Raw genomic sequence first — 21,924 nt, 5'->3', positions numbered from 1 at the left:
TCTGGATCGAACGGTTCGTTCCATTATTAAACACCATTAACCAACAGAACAATATTCAATGAATTAAATGTAGAATAAACAAGAAGCTTGGCGTTGTGCCAAGCTTTTTTTTAGCGAGGATATTTGAGGTGATTTTCCGTAGTATGGACACGTTTGGCATGAATCACGGAAAAATGATGAGTGATCACGGAAAAAATTGCATCTATCACTGAAAAGTTAAAGCAAACCCAATTTTGTTCACTCCAAACGTACACGCCCCAAAATCACCAACTAAAATCTGCGGATTCTACAAAAAGGGTAATGTTGACTTTTTGTAAAACAACCTCATTTATTGGTATTGCTCAAGCACTGAGAAAAATTTAATGACAAATTCATAAAATACTTGTTCGGCGGGAGCTAATTCACGGCTCCTCGGTGTAATAATCCCAACAGTACGCTTAACATCAGGAATTTCAACCGGTATTTTCACTGTGAATCGAGGTTTCGTTTCATAAAACGAACTATCGGGTAAAAGTGTAACACCCATACCTGCAGTCACTAGGCCTTTTATTGCATCTAAGTCTTCACCTTCACAGGCAATCTTAGGGATGAAGCCTGATTCTTTACAAGCATTCACAACTACATCTCGTAAGATATACCCATCAGGAAATAGAACAAAATTATCATTTCTTAAATCACTTAATAACAAACTTCTTTTTTCGGATAAATCATGTTGTTCAGGCAATAACGCAGAAATTTTCTCTGTGAAGAGTATATGGCCTTCTATATCAGGATCGTTTGCTGGAACGGGTCCTAGAAAAGCAAGATCAATATCACCGCTTTTTACACTTTCCGTTAAGAAGCGATATGATCCTTGTCTTAAATGGAAAGCAATATTTGGATGCTCCCGTTTGAATGCTGAAACAACTGTAGGCAGAAGGTGACCTGCTAAACTTGTAGGAAATCCAATCTTGATCGTACCTCTTTCAGGGTCCAGATATTCATCAATCTGTTTTTTAGCATGTTCGATCGCTTTCATTGCCGTCTTAGCGTGTGTTAAAAACAGCCTTCCTACTGGAGAGAGTTTAATATTTCTGCCTTCCCGTTCAAATAGTTCTACTCCTAATTCCGACTCTAGGTTGGCTATCTGACGACTTACAGCAGATTGTGCAACATGCAGTGCCAGAGCTGCTTCAGATACATGTTCACGTTCAGCTACCTCGATAAAATACTGTAATTGTCTAATCTCCATTTTGTTGTCACAACCAATCGTTCTCAATTTGAGATAGTTTTAATCTAAATTATATATTGTTTCGATTAATTATAAAACCTAAACTAAATGAAAGAAAGTTTTGAACATTTTGTTGAAAACGTTAAGGGGGAGTAAATAATGACCTACAGTCAATTTCCAGCACCACAAGGGTTATATAGTCCGAAAAATGAACATGATGCTTGTGGAATTGGTCTATATGCTCATTTAAAAGGGCATGCTACCCATCAGATTGTAAAAAAAGGACTTCATATGCTATGCCAGCTTGATCACCGTGGAGGACAAGGAAGTGATCCTCATACTGGTGATGGAGCAGGCTTAATGACTAAAATTCCTCATCATTTTTTTAAAAAGGTAACAAACTTTCCTTTACCTGAAAAAGGACGATATGGTGTTGGAATGATTTTTTTCCCAAATGATGAAGCGGCTCAAGAAAAACTTGAAAATCAGATTAATAGTTATATTGAACAAGAACAACAAAATTTGCTAGGCTGGAGAACTGTTCCAGTTAATGTGGATAAGATTGGCGAAAAGGCTCAGGAGACTTGTCCAGTAATTAAACAAGTCTTCATTGCTTGCAATGATTCTATCACTGACGATCTAGTATTTGAACGGAAACTTTTTGTAATTCGTAAACAAGCAGAACATTGGGCAAGAGAACATGGACTACAAACGTATTTTGCAAGTTTATCTTCACAAACTATTGTCTATAAAGGGCTTTTAACACCAGAACAAGTAGACAACTTTTATCTGGACTTGCAGGATGAGGATTTCGTGTCCCCTTTCGCTTTAGTGCATTCCCGTTTTAGCACGAATACGTTTCCGACTTGGGAGCGTGCTCATCCGAACCGTTACATTATTCATAACGGTGAAATCAATACGCTGCATGGCAATATGAACTGGATGAAAGCACGTGAAAAACAGTTTGTATCTGAAGCGTTTGGAGAAGACATTCATAAATTGCTCCCAATCTTAGACGCTGATGGAAGTGACTCCTCCATATTGGATCAGGCATTCGAGTTCTTTGTACTTGCAGGTAGAAAGCCATCCCATACTGCAATGATGCTGATCCCTGAACCTTGGAGTGAGAATCCTCACCTGGAAGAAGAAAGAAGAGCTTTTTATGAATATCATAGCTGCTTAATGGAGCCATGGGATGGTCCAACAGCGATCTCGTTTACAAATGGCAGACAGATAGGCGCAATTTTGGATCGAAACGGGTTACGACCTGCCAGATATTACGTAACAAAGGATGACTATATCATCTTTTCATCTGAAGTTGGCGTAATAGATGTTGAGGAAGAGAACGTTCTATACAAGGAACGATTAAGTCCTGGACGAATGCTTCTTATTGATTTAGAAGAAGGACGTATTATCACTGACAATGAGATTAAAACAGAAATGGCAAGTGAGCATCCTTATGATGTGTGGCTGACAAATGGACTTCACCATCTTAATCAAGAAGGGGAAGAGACAAGTGTTCAGTTAGAAAATATCAGAAACATGCAAAGATCATTTGGATATACCTATGAAGATATCCATAAGTATTTAATTCCTGTTATTACAGAAGGCAAGGATCCAATCGGTTCGATGGGGAACGACACACCATTGGCCGTTTTATCGGATAATCCTCAGTCTTTATTCAATTACTTCAAACAACTATTTGCACAAGTGACGAATCCGCCAATCGATGCGATCCGTGAGAAAGTAGTCACTTCAACGATGACCCTGCTTGGAGCAGAAGGAAATCTTTTGCACCCGGGTCCACAAAATGCAAAAAGAATACAACTGAATTCGCCAGTTCTAACTACGAATGAATTTAAGCAAATTAAAGAAATCAATATTTCCGATTTTAAGACAGCTACTTTGCACACTCTATTTACAGAAGATTTGAAAAGTGGTTTAAATTCTCTATTCCAAAAAGCAGAAGAAGTGATTTCTGAGGGAGCAAGTCTATTAATCTTAACCGATCGAGAAATGAGCGAAACAGGAATACCTATCCCTATCCTGCTTGCTGTAAGTTCTTTACACCATCATCTAGTTAATAAGGGGCTGCGTACAAAAGTCAGTTTGATTGTAGAAGCAGGTGAGGTAAGGGAAGTGCACCATTTTGCAGCTTTAATTGGATATGGAGCAGATGCCATCTATCCCTATCTAACATACAAAACATTCGAAGAAGCAATCCAGGAAGAACATATTCATTTGTCACTTACCAAGACAATTATGAAATACAAAAAAGGGATCACTGATGGAATTGTTAAAGTGATGTCTAAAATGGGAATCTCAACCGTTCAAAGCTACCGAGGCGCCCAAATTTATGAAGCGGTGGGAATTGGCAAAGAAGTAATTGACCGTTATTTTACCGCTACAGCCTCACAAATTGATGGAATAACACTTGCTGAAATTGAAAAAGAAGCTCGATTAAGACACCAGCAGGGTTACACAGATGCAATTGAAGATACATTGGATTCAGGCAGCGACTTTCAGTGGCGAAAGTCTGGCGAACATCATGCTTTTAATCCAAAAACGATCCATACCTTGCAATGGGCTTGCCGAAAGAATGACTATTCACTATTTAAGACATTTTCAAAGCTTGCAGATGAAGAGCGAACAACCTTTTTAAGGAACCTCTTCTCATTTAACTCAAAATCAAAAAGCATTCCTTTAGAAGAAGTTGAATCCGTTCAAGATATTGTAAAGCGATTCAAAACTGGAGCTATGTCTTTTGGATCATTAAGTCAAGAAGCACACGAATCACTAGCTATTGCGATGAACCGTTTAGGCGGAAAAAGCAACAGCGGAGAAGGCGGGGAAGATCCTGCACGATTTATTCCTGACGAACTCGGAAATAACAGAAGAAGCAGCATCAAACAAGTAGCATCAGGCAGATTTGGAGTAAAAAGCCATTATCTCGTAAATGCTGATGAACTTCAGATCAAAATGGCACAAGGTGCTAAACCGGGAGAAGGCGGACAGCTTCCTGGGAACAAAGTATACCCTTCGGTTGCGGATGTTCGCGGATCGACACCAGGCGTTGGTCTTATTTCACCTCCGCCGCATCATGATATCTATTCCATTGAAGATATGGCTCAATTGATCCATGACTTAAAAAATGCAAACCGAGACGCAAGAATCAGCGTAAAACTAGTTGCAAAATCAGGCGTTGGTACGATTGCAGCTGGTGTTGCAAAAGGTGCAGCAGATGTTATTGTGATCAGTGGTTATGATGGCGGAACTGGTGCCTCACCAAAAACAAGTATCAAGCACACTGGACTTCCATGGGAGCTTGGTCTAGCTGAAACTCACCAAACTCTGATGCTTAATGGATTACGTGAACGTGTAACGCTTGAGACTGACGGAAAGCTCATGACAGGAAAAGATGTTGTGCTTGCCGCTTTATTAGGCGCTGAAGAATACGGCTTCGCAACTGCTCCTCTCGTAGTATTAGGTTGCGTGATGATGCGTGCTTGTCATTTGGATACTTGTCCTGTAGGAGTGGCAACACAAAATCCGGAGCTAAGAAAGAAGTTTATGGGCGACCCAGATCATGTAGTAAATTACATGAGATTTGTTGCAGAAGAAATCCGTGAGATCATGGCTGAATTAGGTTTTAGAACAATGGAAGAAATGGTAGGACGCACTGATGTTTTAACAGTGGGAGAGAAGGCAAAAAACCACTGGAAAGCAAAGCATCTTGATCTATCGAGACTGCTCTATCAGCCTGATGGAGTTCGAACCCGTCAGACTTCGCAAAATCATAAGATCGAAGAGTCACTCGATATGAAGGAGATTCTTCCGCAGCTGGGTCCTGCACTGGAAGAAAAGAAAACTGTTTCATTGAACCTTCCGATCAAAAATACGAACCGTGTCGTTGGAACGATTGCAGGCAGTGAGATCACAAAACAATTTGGAGAGGAAGGACTTCCTGAAGATACTGTAACACTCACTTTTTCCGGCTCTGCTGGTCAAAGCTTTGGAGCTTTCATTCCACGAGGCATGACTATGTATCTGAACGGAGATAGCAATGACTACTTTGGCAAAGGACTCTCAGGAGGCAAGATGATCGTTGCACCTTCTAAGACATCTGAATACCTGGCAGATGATAATGTAATCGTCGGAAACGTCGCTTTTTACGGGGCAACGAGCGGTGAAGCATTTATCAACGGTCTTGCAGGAGAAAGGTTTGCCGTTAGAAACAGTGGAGCTGACATTGTTGTAGAAGGGATTGGCGACCATGGCTGTGAGTACATGACAGGCGGCCGTGTAGTGGTTCTAGGTGAGGTTGGAAAGAATTTCGCTGCAGGTATGAGCGGAGGTATCGCTTATATTTACACTCACCAACCTCTTTTGTTTAAGCGTTTATGCAATAAAGAAGGCATTGAATTTGAAAGATTGATTGATCTAGAAGAAACAGAAACTGTGAAACAACTTATCATCAATCATTTTTCATATACACAAAGTAGGAAAGCTGCGTCAATCTTACAAGATTGGAAAAACGCACAGTCTCATTTCGTTAAAGTGATCCCAAAAGATTACAAAGAAATGATTAAGAGAATCGATGAAGAGAAAAAGGCTGGATTAACCGAGCAAGAAGCGATCATGAATGCTTTTGAAGCAGGTTCTGTTTCCGAAAGGGCAGCTGGGAGACCCGGACCTACAAAATTAATTCTAAAATAAGATGTGTTGAAAGGAGAGATTATACATGGGCAAACCTACCGGATTTTTGGAATTCCCGCGCGAAGAAACTATAGAGAGAAAACCTCTCCACCGTCTTAAAGATTGGAAAGAGTATACAGAGAAACAACCTGAAGATATGTTAAAAAGACAAGGTGCAAGATGTATGGATTGCGGTACACCTTTTTGCCATATCGGACTGGAGATCAACGGGGCAGCTGCTGGCTGCCCCATTAACAATCTGATTCCTGAATGGAACGATCTAGTTTATCGAGGGAAATGGAAAGAAGCCCTTGATCGTTTGATGAAAACAAACAATTTTCCTGAATTCACTGGAAGGGTTTGCCCGGCTCCATGTGAAGGATCTTGTACGGTCGAACTTGCAGGTCCAGCGGTTACCATTAAAAATATTGAGCGAGCGATTATAGATAAAGGTTTTGAAAACGGATGGATTCAGCCTAGAATTCCCCAGAAACGAACGGGTAAACGTGTGGCTATCGTAGGTTCAGGACCAGCGGGACTTGCAGCAGCAGATCAGTTGAACCAAGCCGGCCATTCAGTCACCGTGTATGAAAGATCTGATAGGGCAGGCGGACTCTTGACTTACGGAATTCCAAATATGAAGCTTGATAAAGAAATTGTTGAAAGAAGAATAACGCTTTTAAGACAAGAAGGAATTGACTTTGTTCTTAACACTGAAGTCGGCAAGGACATTTTACCTGAAGAATTAAAAGAACAATATGATTCCATTATTCTTTGTACAGGTGCACAAAAACAAAGAGATCTAATACTTGAGGGAAGAGAGTCAAAAGGGGTTCATTTTGCCATGAACTATTTGACACAATCTACGAAGCGATTGTTAAATATTGAAGTTAATGAACCATTGATTGATGCAGAAGGCAAAGATGTTATTGTTATTGGCGGCGGTGACACAGGTGCGGATTGTGTAGCTACGGCTCTCCGTCAAAAATGTAAAAGCGTTGTTCAATTTGGCAAACACCCTAAACTGCCAAATGCAAGAAGCAAGGAAAACATGTGGCCTGAACAACCTAATATTTTTACGATGGACTATGCTTATGAAGAGGCAACATCTCAATTCGGTCATGATCCAAGAGAATACTCTGTACAAACTAAGAAAATCGTTGCTGATGAAGAAGGTAATATAAAAGAACTTCATACTATTCAAATGAAGAGAACATCTGATGATGCAGGTAATATCGTATTTGAGGAAATCCCAGGTACAGAAAAAGTTTGGCCAGCTGATTTAGTTTTTATTGCGATTGGTTTTGTAGGAACAGAGCATCCTGTCCTGGAAAAATTCGGGGTAGATTCAAAGAACAATAGAATCGATGCTAAACATGGTGATTACAGAACAAATGTCGATGGAGTTTTTGCAGCTGGTGATTCAAGACGCGGACAAAGTTTGATCGTCTGGGCCATTCAAGAAGGTCGTGATTGTGCTCGCCAAGTGGATCTGTCATTGATGGGAAGCACGGTTTTGCCTTAAAGCTTTTTTCCATGCTACAATACTCTAAAAGCCAAAAGCTGTTTAAATATGATAAAATAAGGCTTGGCTATCAAAATAATTTTTTTATGAATAAGGAGTAGAAGCATGGAAAAAGTACTTATTTTTGGACACAAGAATCCAGATACGGACACGATTACGTCAGCGATTGTTTACGCTGATCTCAAGTCTAAATTGGGACAAAACGTAGAACCTGTTCGCTTAGGTGAAATCAATGGTGAAACAAAATTTGCTCTTGATTACTTTAAAGCTGAACTTCCACGTCTAGTTGAACATGTTTCTGCTGAAACAAAAACTGTTATTTTAGTTGACCATAACGAGCGTCAGCAAAGTGCTAATGATATTGATAAAGTTCGTGTACTTGAAGTTATTGATCACCACCGAATCGCAAACTTTGAAACAAGTGATCCATTATACTATCGTGCTGAGCCTGTTGGCTGTACAGCAACTATTTTAAACAAAATGTACAAAGAAAAAGGAATTGAAGTAGAGAAGAACATTGCTGGACTAATGCTTTCTGCCATTATCTCTGATTCTCTTTTGTTCAAATCACCAACTTGCACAGAAGAAGATGTTGAAGCGGCACGTGAACTTGCTGAGATTGCAGGCGTAGATGCTGAGAAGTATGGCTTAGAAATGCTAAAAGCTGGAGCAGATCTAAGCGACAAGTCCGTAGAAGAACTTATTTCTCTAGATGCTAAAGAGTTTAATATTGGAGCAAGCAAAGTTGAGGTAGCACAAGTTAATACAGTTGATGCAAATGATGTATTGAAGCATCAGGAAGACCTTGAGCGTTCGATTTCAAAAGTAATCGACGAAAAAGGATTAGATCTGTTTATGTTCGTCGTAACCGACATCCTAACAAACGACTCAACAGCATTAGCACTTGGGAAAAGAGCGCAATCTGTTGAAGATGCGTACAATGTTAAATTAGAAAACAACACAGCTGTATTAAAAGGTGTTGTTTCTCGTAAAAAGCAAATCGTGCCGGTGTTAACGGAAGCAATGAGCAAATAATTTTTGATTGAAAAGGTGTACCTGAAGAAAAAAGGTATGCCTTTTTTTATATTCTATTACAGGAATACAACAGGGGTAATAACCTAAAAAATATGAGACCGTCTTCACAGAAAACGGTGTAAATTCACGGAAAAAAGGAGCATAATCACGGAAAAAAGCAGGGAATCACGTAAAAAATTCCTTTCGTCCTCTGATTCAGACATCCACAAAAATGGTTGACAATTAAATATGGCCTGCTATTATTTAAAGCATACAACCAACTAAATCATTTAAAACCACTAGGGGTGCCTTTCATAAGGCTGAGATCGAAGTGTGACTTTGAGACTCTTAGAACCTGATCTGGATTATACCAGCGTAGGGAAGTGGTGTTGCGGAGACGTTTATTCATAGAATTAATTCTCCTTATACAACCACTTTCTTGCTGAAAGTGGTTTTTTTGTTGGAAAAATTAAAGGAGGATTTATATGAAAACATTTACAGAAGTTCTGCGAGAAAAAGCCAATCCCATCTGGGAGGCAAATCTTCAACATCCTTTTGTGCAAGGGATCGCGAAAGGTGATCTATCTTTAGAGTGCTTCAAATACTATGTTTTACAAGATTCATACTATCTATCTCATTTTGCCAGAATCCAAGCGATGGGCGCTGCAAGAGCTGAAGATTTACACACCACTTCAAGAATGGCAGCACATGCCCAAGGAACTAACGATGCAGAGTTATCTCTGCATGAAACATTTATCAAGCAGCTGCAAGTATCAGAAGAAGAATTGGAAGCATTTCAGCCTGCTCCTACTGCTTATCATTACACTTCACATTTATACAGAGTCGCAGAGTCTGGAAGCTTAGGAGAAATAATCGCTGCTATTCTTCCATGTTATTGGATTTATCAAGAAATCGGAGAAACGTTTAAAGGAGCGACACCTCAAGAACCCATCTATCAGGAGTGGATTGCTGCTTATGGCGGTGAGTGGTTTTCACAACTTGTTCAGGAGCAGATCAATCGATTAGATCAACTTGCAGAGAGAGCAAGTGAAGAGGAAAAGAAAAAGATGACACAGCATTTCCTGATTAGCTGTCAATACGAATATTCATTCTGGGAAATGGCCTATACGTTAGAAAAATGGCCTGTTGAAACCAGTCAGACTGAATTAGAAAGGAAAGCTGAAAATGTCTAGAGGATTAAAATTAACTGATATTCTTGTAACTATTGTCATTTCAATTGGGTTTGGAATTCTCTATAAAATTTGGGGACCTTTATACTATGCAGTTAAACCACTCGGACTCCATATTGATCAGTTGATCTATGGAATGTGGTTCATGGCTGCCACAGTTGCTTTCCTTATCATTCGCAAGCCAGGCGTTGCTCTTTTAGCGGAAATTGCTGCATCCTCAGGGGAATTTTTAATGGGATCTGAATTCGGTCTAGAGGTATTATTATACGGTGTTGTACAAGGGTTGTTTGCAGAAGGTGCGATAGCAGCCTTTCGGTATAAACGTTTTGACTTGGTCGTTGTCTCGTTAGCAGGGATAAGCTCGTGCGTAGGATCCTTGATAATGGACTTTTATAAAGGATATATAGGCGACCTTACCACTTGGAACCTGACCTTGTTTATTGCGTTAAGGATTATTGGATCTATTCTCTTTACAGGATTATTCGCTGTTTCACTTGTTAAAGCACTTGAAGCTACTGGTGTTACGAAACTGGTACGCCCCTCATCTAAGGAAGATTATGAGGCTTTAAATCAATAACTGAGGTGGTGAACTTAAATGAATGACGTATCATCTGTTAAAAAGTTAAGAGTAAAGTTTCCAGATGAAGATAAATTATTGTTTAAGGACTTAAGTGTATCTATTCGACAAGGAGAAAAAGTACTATTACTTGGTCCTTCTGGTTGCGGTAAGTCCACGTTGCTACAAGTTCTCTCTGGATTGATTCCCAATTCTATTGACATTCCCATCAAAAGTGATGAGATACAAATCCCCGACAAATGGGGGTTTGTGTTTCAAGATCCAGATACACAATTTTGTATGCCTTATGCTGATGAAGAACTTGCATTTGTGCTGGAGAACTTACAAGTACCCAGAGTAGAGATGAGAAGCAAAATCGAGGAGCTTTTAAATTCAGTTGGATTACAACTCAATAACATACACACATCCATTAAAACGCTCTCTGGCGGAATGAAACAGCGGTTAGCCATCTCATCTGTGTTGGCACTAGATCCCGATGTCATTTTTTTAGATGAACCAACTGCCCTCATAGATGAGAAGGGGACAAAACAAATATGGGAAACTGTGAAGAATATTTGGAAGAACAAAACCTTAATTATCGTAGAGCACAAGATTGAGCAGATCATTGATTTTGTTGACCGTATTATTGTTTTTACTCCCGGAGGAGAAATTCTGGCGGATGGGGATCCTTCGTATATTTTCTCTCATTTTAAAGAAGAATTGAAGCAGTACGGAATCTGGTATCCTGGTGCATGGAAAGATTATAAGAAAGCTCCTTCCACTCCTAACGAAATCATTCAAAAAAACACATTGTTTGTAGAGAACTTTAAAGGGTTTCATAACAAGAAAATCAAGATATTCTTAGAAAGAACAACCGTTCAATCAGGAGAATGGATAACCGTAGTTGGGGAGAACGGAGCAGGTAAGAGCACTCTGTTGCTGTCTTTAATGCAATTGTTAAGGACAGCTGGAAGCTATCAAATTAATGAAAAAACGGTTAAAAATATAAATGACCTATATGGAAATGTTTATTTAGTTTTTCAAAATCCCGAATATCAATTTGTTACAAATTCAGTATACGGTGAAGTTACGTATGAATTAAATAACGACCTAGAGATAGCTGGTCGAGCAGAGGAAGTTCTTACAACCTTTGGTCTAATAGATAAGCAAAATCAGCATCCTTTTCATCTTTCTGTCGGACAGAAAAGGCGATTAAGTGTTGCTTCGGCATTCGTACAAAAACCAAAAGTATTGTTACTTGATGAACCAACGTTTGGTCAAGATTCGCAAAATACGTTCAAGATCCTTGAATGGTTAGATTACGAAAGACAAAAAGGAACCATCATCATAATGGTAACCCATGATTCCAATATCGTTCAGCAATTTGCAACAAGGGTATGGGAAGTGAAACATGGTGAAGTGGCGGTAGATCGTCAAATAGGCAACAACAAGCTTTCGGAGGAAAAATGGTATGAACACATTCTTTAATGGAAGAGAGACCTGGCTTCACAAAATAAATCCATCGTTAAAATTGTTTACGATTACGTGTTTATTTATATTTGCAATCACGATACATCAACTAAATCTTATGGTCGCATTTTCATCAGTTGTCCTGTTATTGTTTCTTTTTGGTACAGGTCACTCATTAAAGCATATCCTTTTGTTTTCACTCCCTTTTATACTTATTTTCGTATCAACATCTTCCTCGATGATTTTGTTCGGAAAAGGAGTAACGACTTTGTTCAAATGGGGGTATGTGCATATTACAGAAGAAAGCTTACTAAGAGGTATCCATTTAGGGTTTAGAGCACTAACTTTTGCTATGCTTGGACTAATTTTTGCCTTAACGACAAAACCTGTTAAACTTTTCTATTCTTTGATGCAGCAGCTTAAACTTCCGTCTAAATATGCTTATAGTTTTATGGCTGCTATTCGTTTAATTCCTGTCATGATAGAAGAGTTTCATACCATTCGTAATGCTCAAAAAGTTAGAGGTGCGAAAAGAAGCGGGAAAATCATTGAAAAAATTCACAGAATGCACGCATTGGCAATCCCTTTGTTATCCCAAAGTATACGCAGAGCATTTCGAATCGCAGTTGCAATGGAAGCGAAAAGGTTTGATTCAACCAAGAAGAGAACCTTTTATTATCATGTGGGATTCACAAAATTTGATTTTATATTTTTAAGTTACTTTATACTCATGATAGCACTAAGCTATAAGTTCTCTACCTATTTTCCATTATTGCCTGATACAGATGTAAGATTTTCAAATGACTAAAAGGCTTAACAAATCATGTTAAGCCTTTTTATTTTGAGATAACCATATGATCTTCTTGCTTCATTATCACTGTATATCTGCCTTTATTAATCTGTTGATAAACACTGTAAGGAACCTCTAGCTCCTTGCCGTTTGAAAAGACAATTTTATAACTCGGCTGAGTACGCAATGAAGTTCCAATATCTAATACATGTTCCGTTTTATGTTTTTTAATCACCTGACCACGATATTCAACAACATGAAATTCCCTCTCTACATATCCGGACCATGTAAAAAAGAGAAGAACCCCAGATATAAAGAAGATACAGAGTATAGAAACCTTTCGCAGCATCATATCACCTCTGTCTATTATTTGTCATAAGTCTAAAAATTATAGAAGAGGAAAGACACAAAAAAAGGGTTTACGGTGATGTTATCAAATATTAATTCAAGACCAATCTTTTTCTTTCAGGTTAGCAATTAACCGATTATGCCACCGTGTTAATAGAACTAAAGCCAGAACTGAACCTATAAGAGTAAGGGACATGTCCCATTGTGAATCCCACATATCACCTTGAGCTCCCATAAAATCCTTTGTTTCGCGGTTTCCGATTTTGCTTGCTAGCCATTCCACAATCTCATAGATTGCTGCAACAGATAAGGATATACAGAATGCGAGAAACTGTACCCATCTGCCAACGGGTAATGCTGTCTTTATGATTAGAATTTCTCGAAAAACAATAAATAGTAAACCTTTGATTAGATGACCAAATCGATCGTAATGGTTTCTTTTTAGATCATATGTTTTTTGCAGCCAGTCAAAGAGCGGAACATCATCATACGTGTAATGTCCCCCAATAAAAGTTAGTATTGTCGATATGGCTATAATGACGTATGAAAGAGTAGTCAGTCTTGTCCTGTTGTAAAGATAAATAACAATGACTAATGCAATTACAGATGGGCCGACTTCTAAGACCCAAACAGGATAGTATGCAGGCTTAACGCAAGACCATACAAAAAATCCTGTTACAGCCAATAATAGAAAAACATGAATTCTTTTCAATAACGATCCCTCACAATCTGTCTTTAGTATTGATGTTTTTAAAGGGGCATATACGTTGTTTTATTCATCCCCCTAAATATTAAAAAGGATGTGAAAACATGATGACAAAGAAAATTGCTGTAGCAATACTTCATGGAATTGGAGATCAAAAGGAAGATTTTTCTGATCTGTTTTCTGAGATGGTAGTAAAACGTTTTTCGCAACAAATAAAACCTTACTATCCAACACCTGAAAAAGAACTAATCATACAGCCGATTTATTGGGGAATTGTCTTTAACGAAAAGGAAAAAGTACTGTGGCAAAGACTAACTGAAGGAACAAACTTAGACTTTAAAAAGTTAAGGCAGTTTGTTATTCACTTTTTTGGTGATGCGATCGCCTATCAACCAGCAGTGAATTACAACCCAAATTATATAAAAGTCCATGAAGTGTATGCAAAAGGTCTTCAAAAATTAAGTCAAAAAGCAGGTGAAGATGTTCCGTTGTTTGTTATTGCACATAGTTTAGGAACTGTAATTACAAGCAATTACTTTTATGATCTGCAATATATTCGAGATCGTATCCCTGAAGGTATAAAGAAGAATATAAATGAAACGCCGCTTGAAAGAGGAGAAACATTGACTGGTTTTTATTCCTTAGGTAGTCCGCTTGCTTTGTGGAGCCTAAGGTATGCCGATTTTGACTTGCCCATTCATGTCCCATCACCTTATTTTAAAAAATTATATCCTAAAGTACGAGGAAAATGGGTCAATATCTATGACAAAGATGATGTGTTCGGTTATCCGTTAAAAACACTGAATGATTCTTATAAGGAAGCAGTAACTGATGATGTTGAGATGAACAGCGGGAACTTTATCAGCAGCATTACACCACTTTCCCATAATTATTATTTTAATACAAAAGAAGTGATCAATGAGATCAGCGATACATTAGCAGAAACGTGGAAACATATAAATTTAAGATGACAGGTCTTATAGCAATTCCTAAAAGTTCCAGAAAGCCGGATTCAGGCTGTTGGTGACGTACTTTCAATATTATATGAACAGAAAGGGGTCTATCCGTTGGAAAACTACCACAAGGTGATTAAGGGATTTCTTAAAGAGAACAACATAAATGCTTCACAAATTGTATTGGCAGAATCCTGTCACTCAGTAGAAGAAGCTGCAAAGGCAATAAATGCCTCAATCGATGAATTTGTAAAGAATATTTGTATGGTAGATTCGGAAGGCCGATTGATTGTAGCTGTTGTAAAAGGAAAAGACCGTGCAAGTACATCACGTGTTGGGAAGGTACTTAAAATTGATCGCCCTCGTTTAGCTACTGAAGAGGAAGTATTAAGACATACAGGTTTCCCAGCAGGAGGAGTACCTTCGTTTGGGTTTGAAGCCAGTTTTTTAATTGATTCGAAAGTGGCAGAACTTAAATGTATTTATACAGGAGGAGGGTCTCCCTATTCTTTAATAAAAATGAATGTAGAAGAAATGGTACAAATAAATGGTGGACAAGTTGGACGCATTAGAAAATAAATAACCCAATGATTATTTCATTGGGTTATTAGATATTTAACGAAGTGAACTATTTCTCATTATTAGCTGCCTCTTTTATGAAACGATTAAGCAAAATCCATTTTAATAGTGGGGGAACTGCGAAAAAGATAAACAAAATCCGAAATAATTGATAACCTGTAATCATGGTAACATCTGCTTCTAATTCATGGCCAATAATCCCCATTTGATCAGCACCACCAGGAGCAAGACTTAAGAAACTAGTGACAGGGGGGGATTGGTATTGGTGGATTAATACAAGACTTAACGCAAATGAAATCCCGACCAACATCATTCCACTTATCAAAGCGATAGGAACTATTCTTATTTTACTTCTCAACTTATCGGGCTTAAGCAATAATCCAATATAACCACCAATCAAAAATTGGGAGATATCCAGGATCGAACCTGGAATAGGTGGTCCTGAATAACCAGAAATATTCAAAACAGCAATTCCTAAAATAGGACCTAAAAGGTATGCAGTAGGTAGTTTTATCTTTTTTCCGATAACGGCCATTAAGATAGAAAATACTGCGAAGAAAACAATTTGAGGAAAAAATGAGTTCTGTACACCTTGAGTAATTACATCTGGTACAGGGTATATTCCTTCTTTAGAAAAAAATGGACTAAAAATAAGAAAGGGGACAGCAAAGATAATGACAATAAGCCGGGTTACTTGGAAAAAAGTAACGGTCGTAATGTCTATGCCTTTCGTTTCTTCTGCAAAGGTTATAATTTGCGATAAACCCCCAGGGATAGAACTTGTTAGTGCTGTTGGAAAATTAATATTTGTTACACGTGAAATGATGAATGCCATCCCAGCACATATTGTTAAGAGCAGCATGGTCATGAATGCCATGGAAGGAAGCATAGTTCCCATAATGATAAGTGTTTCCTTTGTAAATGTTATTCCTATAGAATAACCTACTATGATTAAACCTGTATTTCTTAACGCGACTGGCCAGTACAATGTTATCCAGCCCAGCTGGTTTATAATTAACACAGCAGTCATCGAACCTAAAAGCCAAGGAATTGGCCAGTTCAAATAGTTAAAGATAACACCACCTATAAAGGCGGTAATTAAAGTCAAGAATAGTTGACGTGCCTTTATTTTTGAAAAACTGATCATTTATAATACCTTCTTCATAATGAATAATTAGCTTGCTATTTTCTTTTTTTCCTTTAAAGAACACAATAACTTATTTATCCATTCTTTACATAATAAAAAGGACTTTTGATAGATCGGACTTTGTATGAACGTATAGATAAACGTGAAAATAAATACTGGCCCACCAATAATTAAACCGATTAGAAGCACGAAACATTCCATGCATATTCTTACCCTGCTAATGGATAATCCTGTTTTTTCAGAAATAGAAAGCATAAATCCATCTCTTGGACCAGCTCCAATCCCTGCAGCTGAATACATTCCTCCACCGATTCCCATCAAAATAATTCCGGCAAATAATATAAAAATATCAAAATATACATTCACTGAACGAGGAAGTATTTGAAAAAACAAGAATAAATCCACTAAAACACCAACAAGGACAGCATTCAAGAAAGTTCCGATATTTATGTACTTTCTATTAATAAAAAGTGTAGCTGTGATCAATAGGAGACCCACGATAATGTTCCATGTGCCAATCGTAAACCCGAACTTTTCATATAAAGCGATATTGAGAACATCCCATGGGCTAACTCCGAGATATTTAACCTGTATGGCAATAGCGATACCATAACTAAAAATAATTAAACCAATAAGAAAAAAGATAAGCTTTAGTCCGTACTTCATATCCCTTCCCTCACTTTCCAATAAAATCCTATGAACTAATTAGACTATAAAGCAATCGGCAGAAAAAATAAAACAAGATGCACTCACTTGTTTTAACCAAACAGAAGGATATCTTTGTTTTTGTTTGAACCTATACTATCTAGAACATACAATAGGGGAGAGTCTACATATGAAATCATTTGTTGAAGCAAGCGAACAATATCTTGATCAATTAACAAAAATGGGCGTGGAACTATGGCCAGAGAATAATTTTAATGAGCTCCGTGAAGAGTTTGCCGCACTGCTTTTGTCTATGAAAGACAAAGTGCTCTTGTGTTTAAATGATGCAGAGCCGATTGCATTTATTCATGTTTCAATCAGAAGCGACTACGTAGAGGGATCGAAATCAAGTCCTACCGGCTTTGTAGAAGGAATCTATGTCAAGACTGATTACAGAAGGGAAGGCGTATCAAAGAATCTAATCGTCGAGGGTGAGAACTGGTTAAAATCTAAAGGGTGTAAACAAATTGGATCCGATATTGAACTATCCAATGATACCAGTTATCACTTTCACACTAGTGTAGGTTTTAAAGAGGCAAATCGTTTAATTGCTTTTATAAAAGATATAAATTAATGCATAAACAAAATGATGGGTAAAAGAAAAGAAAGTACCATGAAGAGGAGTCCTAATGAGACTACTCTTTTTCTGTGTAGGAGAGATTTATTATAAAATATCAGTAGATACCCTGTTAAGAATAAAAGGGAAGTTACAAGCCCCATAGTTCTTAAGAGGTGCAAACTAAATATGATCCCGATTAGGGTAATAACGATTCTAAATATATTCATTTTTTCCTCCATTAGCTTAATGTACGGATATGGGGAAAGGTGAACCTACAGAAGATTCACCTCCTCATTTTAGTAATTCATGATTTGATAATCCTTTAAAATGTCAACTGTTATCGCTTTAGCTTGTGAACCAGGACCTTGAACATTTGTCACGAATATAAAATCCTGTTTGTTTGTTTTTATAAAACCTACATACCATCCTAATCCTAAATCAGATAAACGTGTTCCTGATTTTCCGTAAAGAGTAAAACTGTCTCCTTCTTCCTGAATCATCATTCGCTTAACGGTTTTTATAACGTTATGATCTAAAGGGAGTTCCTCATTATATAATTTTTCAATAAAATTCAGTTGCTCGAATGGAGTGATTTTTAGCGTACTGTCAAGCCAAAAATGATCGATACCGCCGCTGATATCCTTATTACCATAGTTTAAACGACTTACCCAATCCTTCATTTGTGTTTCCCCGATATCTCGCGCCATTTCCTGATAATACCAGATAGCCGATTCTCGCATAGCAGATCCTAGCGTGTGGTCTCGATTCCATGTTTCGAATTGACGAACAATTCCATCCCAGCGTTTTACATCATATTCATCACGAACTGCATCTGTTTGCAAGCCGATTAGGGCATTAGGTAACTTAAATGTAGATTCAGGAGTAAACCTTTCATTTGCTCTTTTACGGTTATAAATAAATGTTTTACCTGTTTTAACATCTTTAATGAGAAAGGTACCCTCAATTGTTCCAAAAGACTTCTCCACATCTTGTTCTTTCATTTTCATTTTCTGTTGATTTTTCGATGTCTGAGCTTGTACAGAAAAATGAACAGAACCGATCAGAGCAAGAAATGCACACAAATAGATAAGCTTTTTCATTTTCCTTTCACCTCATTCAATTAATTTTTCACAATCATTTTACTTTTGTAATATTTGGAATTAAAGAGGATTAATGCCTAATATGTATTTAAAAATAAGAAGTCATCATATTGTAAGAGAACTTTTTTTGGTGTCTTTTTTTATTGGGTGAAATTCGGGTATACATTCTTTTTTATTTGTGAACCCTTATAATCGACTCTATTTACAAGATGGGGTGTTGTTATTGTTCTTAAAAAATGTAGATGCAATCGAATGTAAATGTTTATATATTGCGTTGTCTATCATCCTTCTTTATTTATCACCCTTATTCCTATTGGGTGAGAATGCTCATATTCGTGTCCATGATAACCTTGATTCTAATCTTGCCTGGTACAAAGTATTAGATGAGAGCAATATGTTATTTGGAAGCGTAAATTCAACTATACCTCAAATTATCAACGGCCTTCCGAGAAACGCACTCGGGACAGAATTTAGTGGCATTGTTTGGCTGCATGCCATCTTCCCCACGATGACCGCTTATGTGATCAGTCAAGGGATTACCCGATTCTTTGCCTTTATAGGTATGTATTTACTATTAAAGAAACATTATCTTCGTGAGCCCAAGTATATGTTGATCACAGTTGGTACAGCACTGGCTTTTGCACTTACTCCATTCTGGCCTTCTGGAATGCTCAGTACACTTGGAATGCCTTTAGCTTTGTGGGCATTCTTAAATATACGAGATGGAGAAAGCGGGTGGAGAAACTATTTAGTTCTCGCACTGCTTCCGTTTTATTCAAGCTTTGTATTAGGTTTTTTCTTTTTCTTATTTGCTTTAGGGATATTCTGGCTAGTGGATGTTATTCGAGGAAAAGGGTGGAATTGGCGTTTCTTCACATCAATCGCCTTTATGACTTCTGTTTTTCTATTAGTTGAATATCGTCTCGTCTATTCTTTTATCTTCGATGATGAGCCGAATACAAGAGATGAATATTTTCATGCGAGATTACCGTTCTGGTGGGTAACAAGACTTACTTTTAAGAACTTTGTACTCGGTCACACACATGTTATGACAGTTCATGGTCTATTTGTTCTTCTTGTAACCATTCTTGCTCTATGTTTAGTCATCTTTAAAAAGATCTGGAAACAAGAAAAAGTGTTTGTGTTCTTGTTTGTATTAAATTTTGCATTATCAGCGTGGTATGCATTTTGGTTCTATAAAGGCTGGCTTCCGTTAACAGAACGTTTTCATTTTCTGGATACCTTTAATTTTGCCAGGTTTCATTTTTTGAGGCCGCTCGTAATTTACATGGGTTTTGCGCTTGGCTTGAAAATTATCTTGGATCAAAGTCAAGCATTAAAGAGTACCATTCCATACTTTATTTTGGGTCAAATAGTCATTTTATGTTTGTTTAACGATGAGATCATTTATAGAAAAAAACCGTCTGTAAAAGAATTTTATGCTGAAAGCTTGTTTCAAGATATTGAAGACTACATTGCAAAGCCTTTAGAGAGCTATCGTGTTGCAAGCATCGGCATTCATCCGGCAATTGCACAATATAACGGTTTCTATACGCTTGATACGTATAACAATTTCTATCCGTTAACATACAAATACGCCTTTCGGGAAATAATGGAGAAAGAGCTACTGAAAAATAAGAGCCTGCGCACGTATTATGATGAATGGGGAGGACGCTGCTATATCTTTACCGATCAGCTCGGCAAACATTATATGTTTAAAAAGAATTCAAAAGAAAGACTGAATAACCTGCAGCTAAGCGTAAAACCTTTTAAAGAGCTTGGGGGAGAATACATATTTTCAGCTCTTCCGATTGATAATGCCAAGGAGATCGGCTTGCAGCTTGAAAGGGTTTTTGAATCTGATTCATCAGTGTGGAAAATTCATTTATACAAGGCGATGTAAACAGCCAGGAGGTACTATATATGAAACAACCTGTTTTGACGATCGTTGTTCCTTGTTACAACGAAGAAGAAGTGCTGCCTACAACAATTGATTCTCTTCATGAGCTTTTAATAACCATGATTGCTGATGAACAGATTTCAAAAGAAAGTCATTTATTATTTGTCGATGACGGCAGCAAGGACCAAACATGGACAATCATACACAAAAGAAGTTTAAAGGATAATCATGTTAGCGGCCTAAAGCTCTCCAGAAATGTTGGTCACCAGAACGCTTTATTAGCAGGACTATTTACTGCTAAAGACTCTTCCGATTGTGTATTATCCATTGATGCAGATCTTCAAGATGATATTAACGTAATTCCCAATTTTATCGAAAAGTTTAAAAAAGGACATGACATCGTCTATGGTGTAAGAAAAAAACGGGACTGTGATACATTTTTTAAACGGCGAACAGCAGAGTTCTTCTATACGCTAATGAATAAAATGGGAGTAAACCTGGTTTATAACCATGCGGATTTTCGATTGATGAGCAAGAGAGCTTTACAGGAGCTAGAGAAGTTTGAGGAAGTAAATATGTTTTTAAGAGGAATTGTCCCACTAATTGGCTATAGATCAACATCTGTTTTTTACGACCGAAAAGAACGCTTGGCAGGAGAAACAAAATACCCGCTAAAAAAGATGCTTTATTTCGCTTTTGATGGTATTACTTCATTCTCTGTCACACCCATTCGTTTTGTTCTTTTAACAGGTCTTGTTTCCTTCTTTGTCAGCTTATTGTTCGGTGCCTACTTTTTCTCCTTAAAATTTATCGGAGAAACGGAGACAGGATGGACCTCCCTTATTACTTCTATTTGGCTAATTGGCGGACTTCAATTAATAGGGATCGGCTTGATTGGAGAATATATTGGCAAAATATACAAAGAATCTAAACGACGTCCAAAATACATTGTAGAAATGGATTCAAAGACGTATACAAAGCCGCTTCCATTAACCAATACACAGCGAGCAAAAGATGAATCATATAATCTCAACCTTCGAAAACTTCCTGAAACCAACTAATTCCTTAATCCGCTTTTTGTTAGTTGGCATCGTTAATACATGTATGGGGCTGTCCATTATTTTTATCATGATGAACGGATTTGGCATGAGCTATTGGCTGTCTACATGTATAGGAAACGCATGTGGTGCTGTAATAAGCTTTATATTAAACCGTAACTTCACCTTTAAAAGCAAAGCTTCTTTGGGCGGGAGCGGCTTGCGTTTTATAGCTGTCATTATGCTATCTTATTTTGCTTCTTATGGTATGAGTGATCTGATATGGAGTGGTTTGCTTAAGCCTGTAAACTTGATGCTTATTACGCATCAAGAGGCATCTGTATTATTTGGAGCAGGTCTGTACACGATTACGAATTTTTTCGGACAAAAACACTTGGTCTTTTTGAATAGAAAAAAGAGCGATCAACAATCATAAACTG

At 37.7% G+C, this 21,924-nt stretch carries 19 protein-coding genes and 1 riboswitch; of the genes, 13 read left to right on the top strand and 6 right to left on the bottom strand.

Going from position 1 to position 21,924, the window contains the following annotated elements:
- Positions 1-328: 328 nt before the first annotated feature.
- Positions 329-1,231, bottom strand: a complete 903-nt coding sequence (gltC, locus tag IEV52_RS10175; RefSeq protein ID WP_188402451.1) for a glutamate biosynthesis transcriptional regulator GltC — start codon at positions 1,229-1,231, stop codon at positions 329-331.
- Positions 1,232-1,369: 138 nt separating this feature from the next.
- Between gltC and gltB the strand changes: the two genes are divergently transcribed.
- From gltB to IEV52_RS10140, 7 genes are all read left to right on the top strand, one after another.
- Complete coding sequence (gltB, locus tag IEV52_RS10170) at positions 1,370-5,926, top strand: glutamate synthase large subunit (protein ID WP_188402450.1); 4,557 nt, start codon at positions 1,370-1,372, stop codon at positions 5,924-5,926.
- A gap of 25 nt (positions 5,927-5,951) precedes the next feature.
- Positions 5,952-7,430, top strand: coding sequence for a glutamate synthase subunit beta (locus IEV52_RS10165; protein ID WP_188402449.1), 1,479 nt, complete (start codon positions 5,952-5,954; stop codon positions 7,428-7,430).
- Positions 7,431-7,535: 105 nt separating this feature from the next.
- Positions 7,536-8,465, top strand: coding sequence for a manganese-dependent inorganic pyrophosphatase (locus IEV52_RS10160; protein ID WP_188402448.1), 930 nt, complete (start codon positions 7,536-7,538; stop codon positions 8,463-8,465).
- A 270-nt stretch (positions 8,466-8,735) separates the two neighbouring features.
- Positions 8,736-8,843, top strand: a riboswitch (TPP riboswitch).
- Positions 8,844-8,929: 86 nt separating this feature from the next.
- Positions 8,930-9,637, top strand: a complete 708-nt coding sequence (gene tenA / locus IEV52_RS10155) for a thiaminase II (RefSeq protein ID WP_188402447.1) — start codon at positions 8,930-8,932, stop codon at positions 9,635-9,637.
- On the top strand, positions 9,630-10,211 hold the full coding sequence (locus tag IEV52_RS10150) for an ECF transporter S component (protein WP_188402446.1): 582 nt from the start codon (positions 9,630-9,632) through the stop codon (positions 10,209-10,211). Before tenA ends, IEV52_RS10150 begins: the two co-directional genes overlap by 8 nt.
- Positions 10,212-10,229: 18 nt before the next feature.
- Positions 10,230-11,678 (top strand): ABC transporter ATP-binding protein, encoded by a 1,449-nt coding sequence (locus IEV52_RS10145; RefSeq protein WP_188402445.1) that lies wholly within the window; start codon positions 10,230-10,232, stop codon positions 11,676-11,678.
- Positions 11,662-12,468: an energy-coupling factor transporter transmembrane component T family protein gene (locus tag IEV52_RS10140; protein WP_188402444.1), complete on the top strand. Its 807-nt coding sequence runs from the start codon at positions 11,662-11,664 to the stop codon at positions 12,466-12,468. The genes IEV52_RS10145 and IEV52_RS10140 overlap by 17 nt, the downstream gene beginning before the upstream one ends.
- 28 nt (positions 12,469-12,496) lie before the next feature.
- Here the strand turns inward: IEV52_RS10140 and IEV52_RS10135 are convergent, their stop codons facing one another.
- Both IEV52_RS10135 and IEV52_RS10130 read right to left on the bottom strand, forming a co-directional pair.
- Complete coding sequence (locus IEV52_RS10135) at positions 12,497-12,802, bottom strand: hypothetical protein (RefSeq protein WP_229754257.1); 306 nt, start codon at positions 12,800-12,802, stop codon at positions 12,497-12,499.
- Positions 12,803-12,895: 93 nt separating this feature from the next.
- Positions 12,896-13,510 carry a DUF2238 domain-containing protein gene (locus IEV52_RS10130; protein WP_229754256.1) on the bottom strand — a complete coding sequence of 205 codons (615 nt, stop codon included), beginning with the start codon at positions 13,508-13,510 and terminating at the stop codon, positions 12,896-12,898.
- A gap of 98 nt (positions 13,511-13,608) precedes the next feature.
- Between IEV52_RS10130 and IEV52_RS10125 the strand changes: the two genes are divergently transcribed.
- Positions 13,609-14,475, top strand: coding sequence for a chemotaxis protein (locus IEV52_RS10125; RefSeq protein WP_188402442.1), 867 nt, complete (start codon positions 13,609-13,611; stop codon positions 14,473-14,475).
- A 96-nt stretch (positions 14,476-14,571) separates the two neighbouring features.
- Positions 14,572-15,036, top strand: coding sequence for an aminoacyl-tRNA deacylase (locus IEV52_RS10120; protein ID WP_188402441.1), 465 nt, complete (start codon positions 14,572-14,574; stop codon positions 15,034-15,036).
- A 49-nt stretch (positions 15,037-15,085) separates the two neighbouring features.
- Here the strand turns inward: IEV52_RS10120 and IEV52_RS10115 are convergent, their stop codons facing one another.
- Together IEV52_RS10115 and IEV52_RS10110 are read right to left on the bottom strand one after the other, a co-directional pair.
- A complete protein-coding gene (locus IEV52_RS10115; protein WP_188402440.1) occupies positions 15,086-16,183 on the bottom strand; it encodes an AbrB family transcriptional regulator in 1,098 nt (365 codons plus the stop codon).
- A gap of 27 nt (positions 16,184-16,210) precedes the next feature.
- Complete coding sequence (locus tag IEV52_RS10110; protein WP_188402439.1) at positions 16,211-16,849, bottom strand: YczE/YyaS/YitT family protein; 639 nt, start codon at positions 16,847-16,849, stop codon at positions 16,211-16,213.
- 169 nt (positions 16,850-17,018) lie between these two features.
- On the opposite strand from IEV52_RS10110, the gene aac(6') reads away from it, so the two are divergent.
- Positions 17,019-17,462 carry an aminoglycoside 6'-N-acetyltransferase gene (gene aac(6'), locus IEV52_RS10105; RefSeq protein ID WP_188402438.1) on the top strand — a complete coding sequence of 148 codons (444 nt, stop codon included), beginning with the start codon at positions 17,019-17,021 and terminating at the stop codon, positions 17,460-17,462.
- A 281-nt stretch (positions 17,463-17,743) separates the two neighbouring features.
- Here the strand turns inward: aac(6') and blaOXA are convergent, their stop codons facing one another.
- Entirely contained in the window at positions 17,744-18,547 is an 804-nt protein-coding gene (blaOXA, locus tag IEV52_RS10100) for a class D beta-lactamase (protein ID WP_188402437.1), read from the bottom strand.
- A gap of 268 nt (positions 18,548-18,815) precedes the next feature.
- On the opposite strand from blaOXA, the gene IEV52_RS10095 reads away from it, so the two are divergent.
- From IEV52_RS10095 to IEV52_RS10085, 3 genes are read left to right on the top strand one after another with little or no spacing between them, the layout of a single operon-like run.
- Positions 18,816-20,450, top strand: a complete 1,635-nt coding sequence (locus IEV52_RS10095; RefSeq protein ID WP_188403869.1) for a DUF6044 family protein — start codon at positions 18,816-18,818, stop codon at positions 20,448-20,450.
- A 20-nt stretch (positions 20,451-20,470) separates the two neighbouring features.
- Positions 20,471-21,508, top strand: coding sequence for a glycosyltransferase (locus IEV52_RS10090; protein WP_188402436.1), 1,038 nt, complete (start codon positions 20,471-20,473; stop codon positions 21,506-21,508).
- Positions 21,462-21,920 carry a GtrA family protein gene (locus IEV52_RS10085; RefSeq protein ID WP_229754255.1) on the top strand — a complete coding sequence of 153 codons (459 nt, stop codon included), beginning with the start codon at positions 21,462-21,464 and terminating at the stop codon, positions 21,918-21,920. The genes IEV52_RS10090 and IEV52_RS10085 overlap by 47 nt, the downstream gene beginning before the upstream one ends.
- Positions 21,921-21,924 lie beyond the last annotated feature (4 nt).

The organism is Fictibacillus barbaricus, from assembly GCF_014635025.1.
Taxonomy (GTDB): Bacteria; Bacillota; Bacilli; order Bacillales; family Fictibacillaceae; genus Fictibacillus; species Fictibacillus barbaricus.
The sequence above is the reverse complement of the archived record's forward strand: the minus strand, read 5'-3'. Positions and strand labels throughout refer to the sequence as shown.

Coding starts and splice junctions, on each gene's coding strand:
- gltC (WP_188402451.1), bottom strand. CDS start 1,231: ATGGAGATTAGACAATTACAGTATTTTATCGAGGTAGCTGAACGTGAA.
- gltB (WP_188402450.1), top strand. CDS start 1,370: ATGACCTACAGTCAATTTCCAGCACCACAAGGGTTATATAGTCCGAAA.
- IEV52_RS10165 (WP_188402449.1), top strand. CDS start 5,952: ATGGGCAAACCTACCGGATTTTTGGAATTCCCGCGCGAAGAAACTATA.
- IEV52_RS10160 (WP_188402448.1), top strand. CDS start 7,536: ATGGAAAAAGTACTTATTTTTGGACACAAGAATCCAGATACGGACACG.
- tenA (WP_188402447.1), top strand. CDS start 8,930: ATGAAAACATTTACAGAAGTTCTGCGAGAAAAAGCCAATCCCATCTGG.
- IEV52_RS10150 (WP_188402446.1), top strand. CDS start 9,630: ATGTCTAGAGGATTAAAATTAACTGATATTCTTGTAACTATTGTCATT.
- IEV52_RS10145 (WP_188402445.1), top strand. CDS start 10,230: ATGAATGACGTATCATCTGTTAAAAAGTTAAGAGTAAAGTTTCCAGAT.
- IEV52_RS10140 (WP_188402444.1), top strand. CDS start 11,662: ATGAACACATTCTTTAATGGAAGAGAGACCTGGCTTCACAAAATAAAT.
- IEV52_RS10135 (WP_229754257.1), bottom strand. CDS start 12,802: ATGATGCTGCGAAAGGTTTCTATACTCTGTATCTTCTTTATATCTGGG.
- IEV52_RS10125 (WP_188402442.1), top strand. CDS start 13,609: ATGATGACAAAGAAAATTGCTGTAGCAATACTTCATGGAATTGGAGAT.
- IEV52_RS10115 (WP_188402440.1), bottom strand. CDS start 16,183: ATGATCAGTTTTTCAAAAATAAAGGCACGTCAACTATTCTTGACTTTA.
- IEV52_RS10110 (WP_188402439.1), bottom strand. CDS start 16,849: ATGAAGTACGGACTAAAGCTTATCTTTTTTCTTATTGGTTTAATTATT.
- blaOXA (WP_188402437.1), bottom strand. CDS start 18,547: ATGAAAAAGCTTATCTATTTGTGTGCATTTCTTGCTCTGATCGGTTCT.
- IEV52_RS10090 (WP_188402436.1), top strand. CDS start 20,471: ATGAAACAACCTGTTTTGACGATCGTTGTTCCTTGTTACAACGAAGAA.
- IEV52_RS10085 (WP_229754255.1), top strand. CDS start 21,462: ATGAATCATATAATCTCAACCTTCGAAAACTTCCTGAAACCAACTAAT.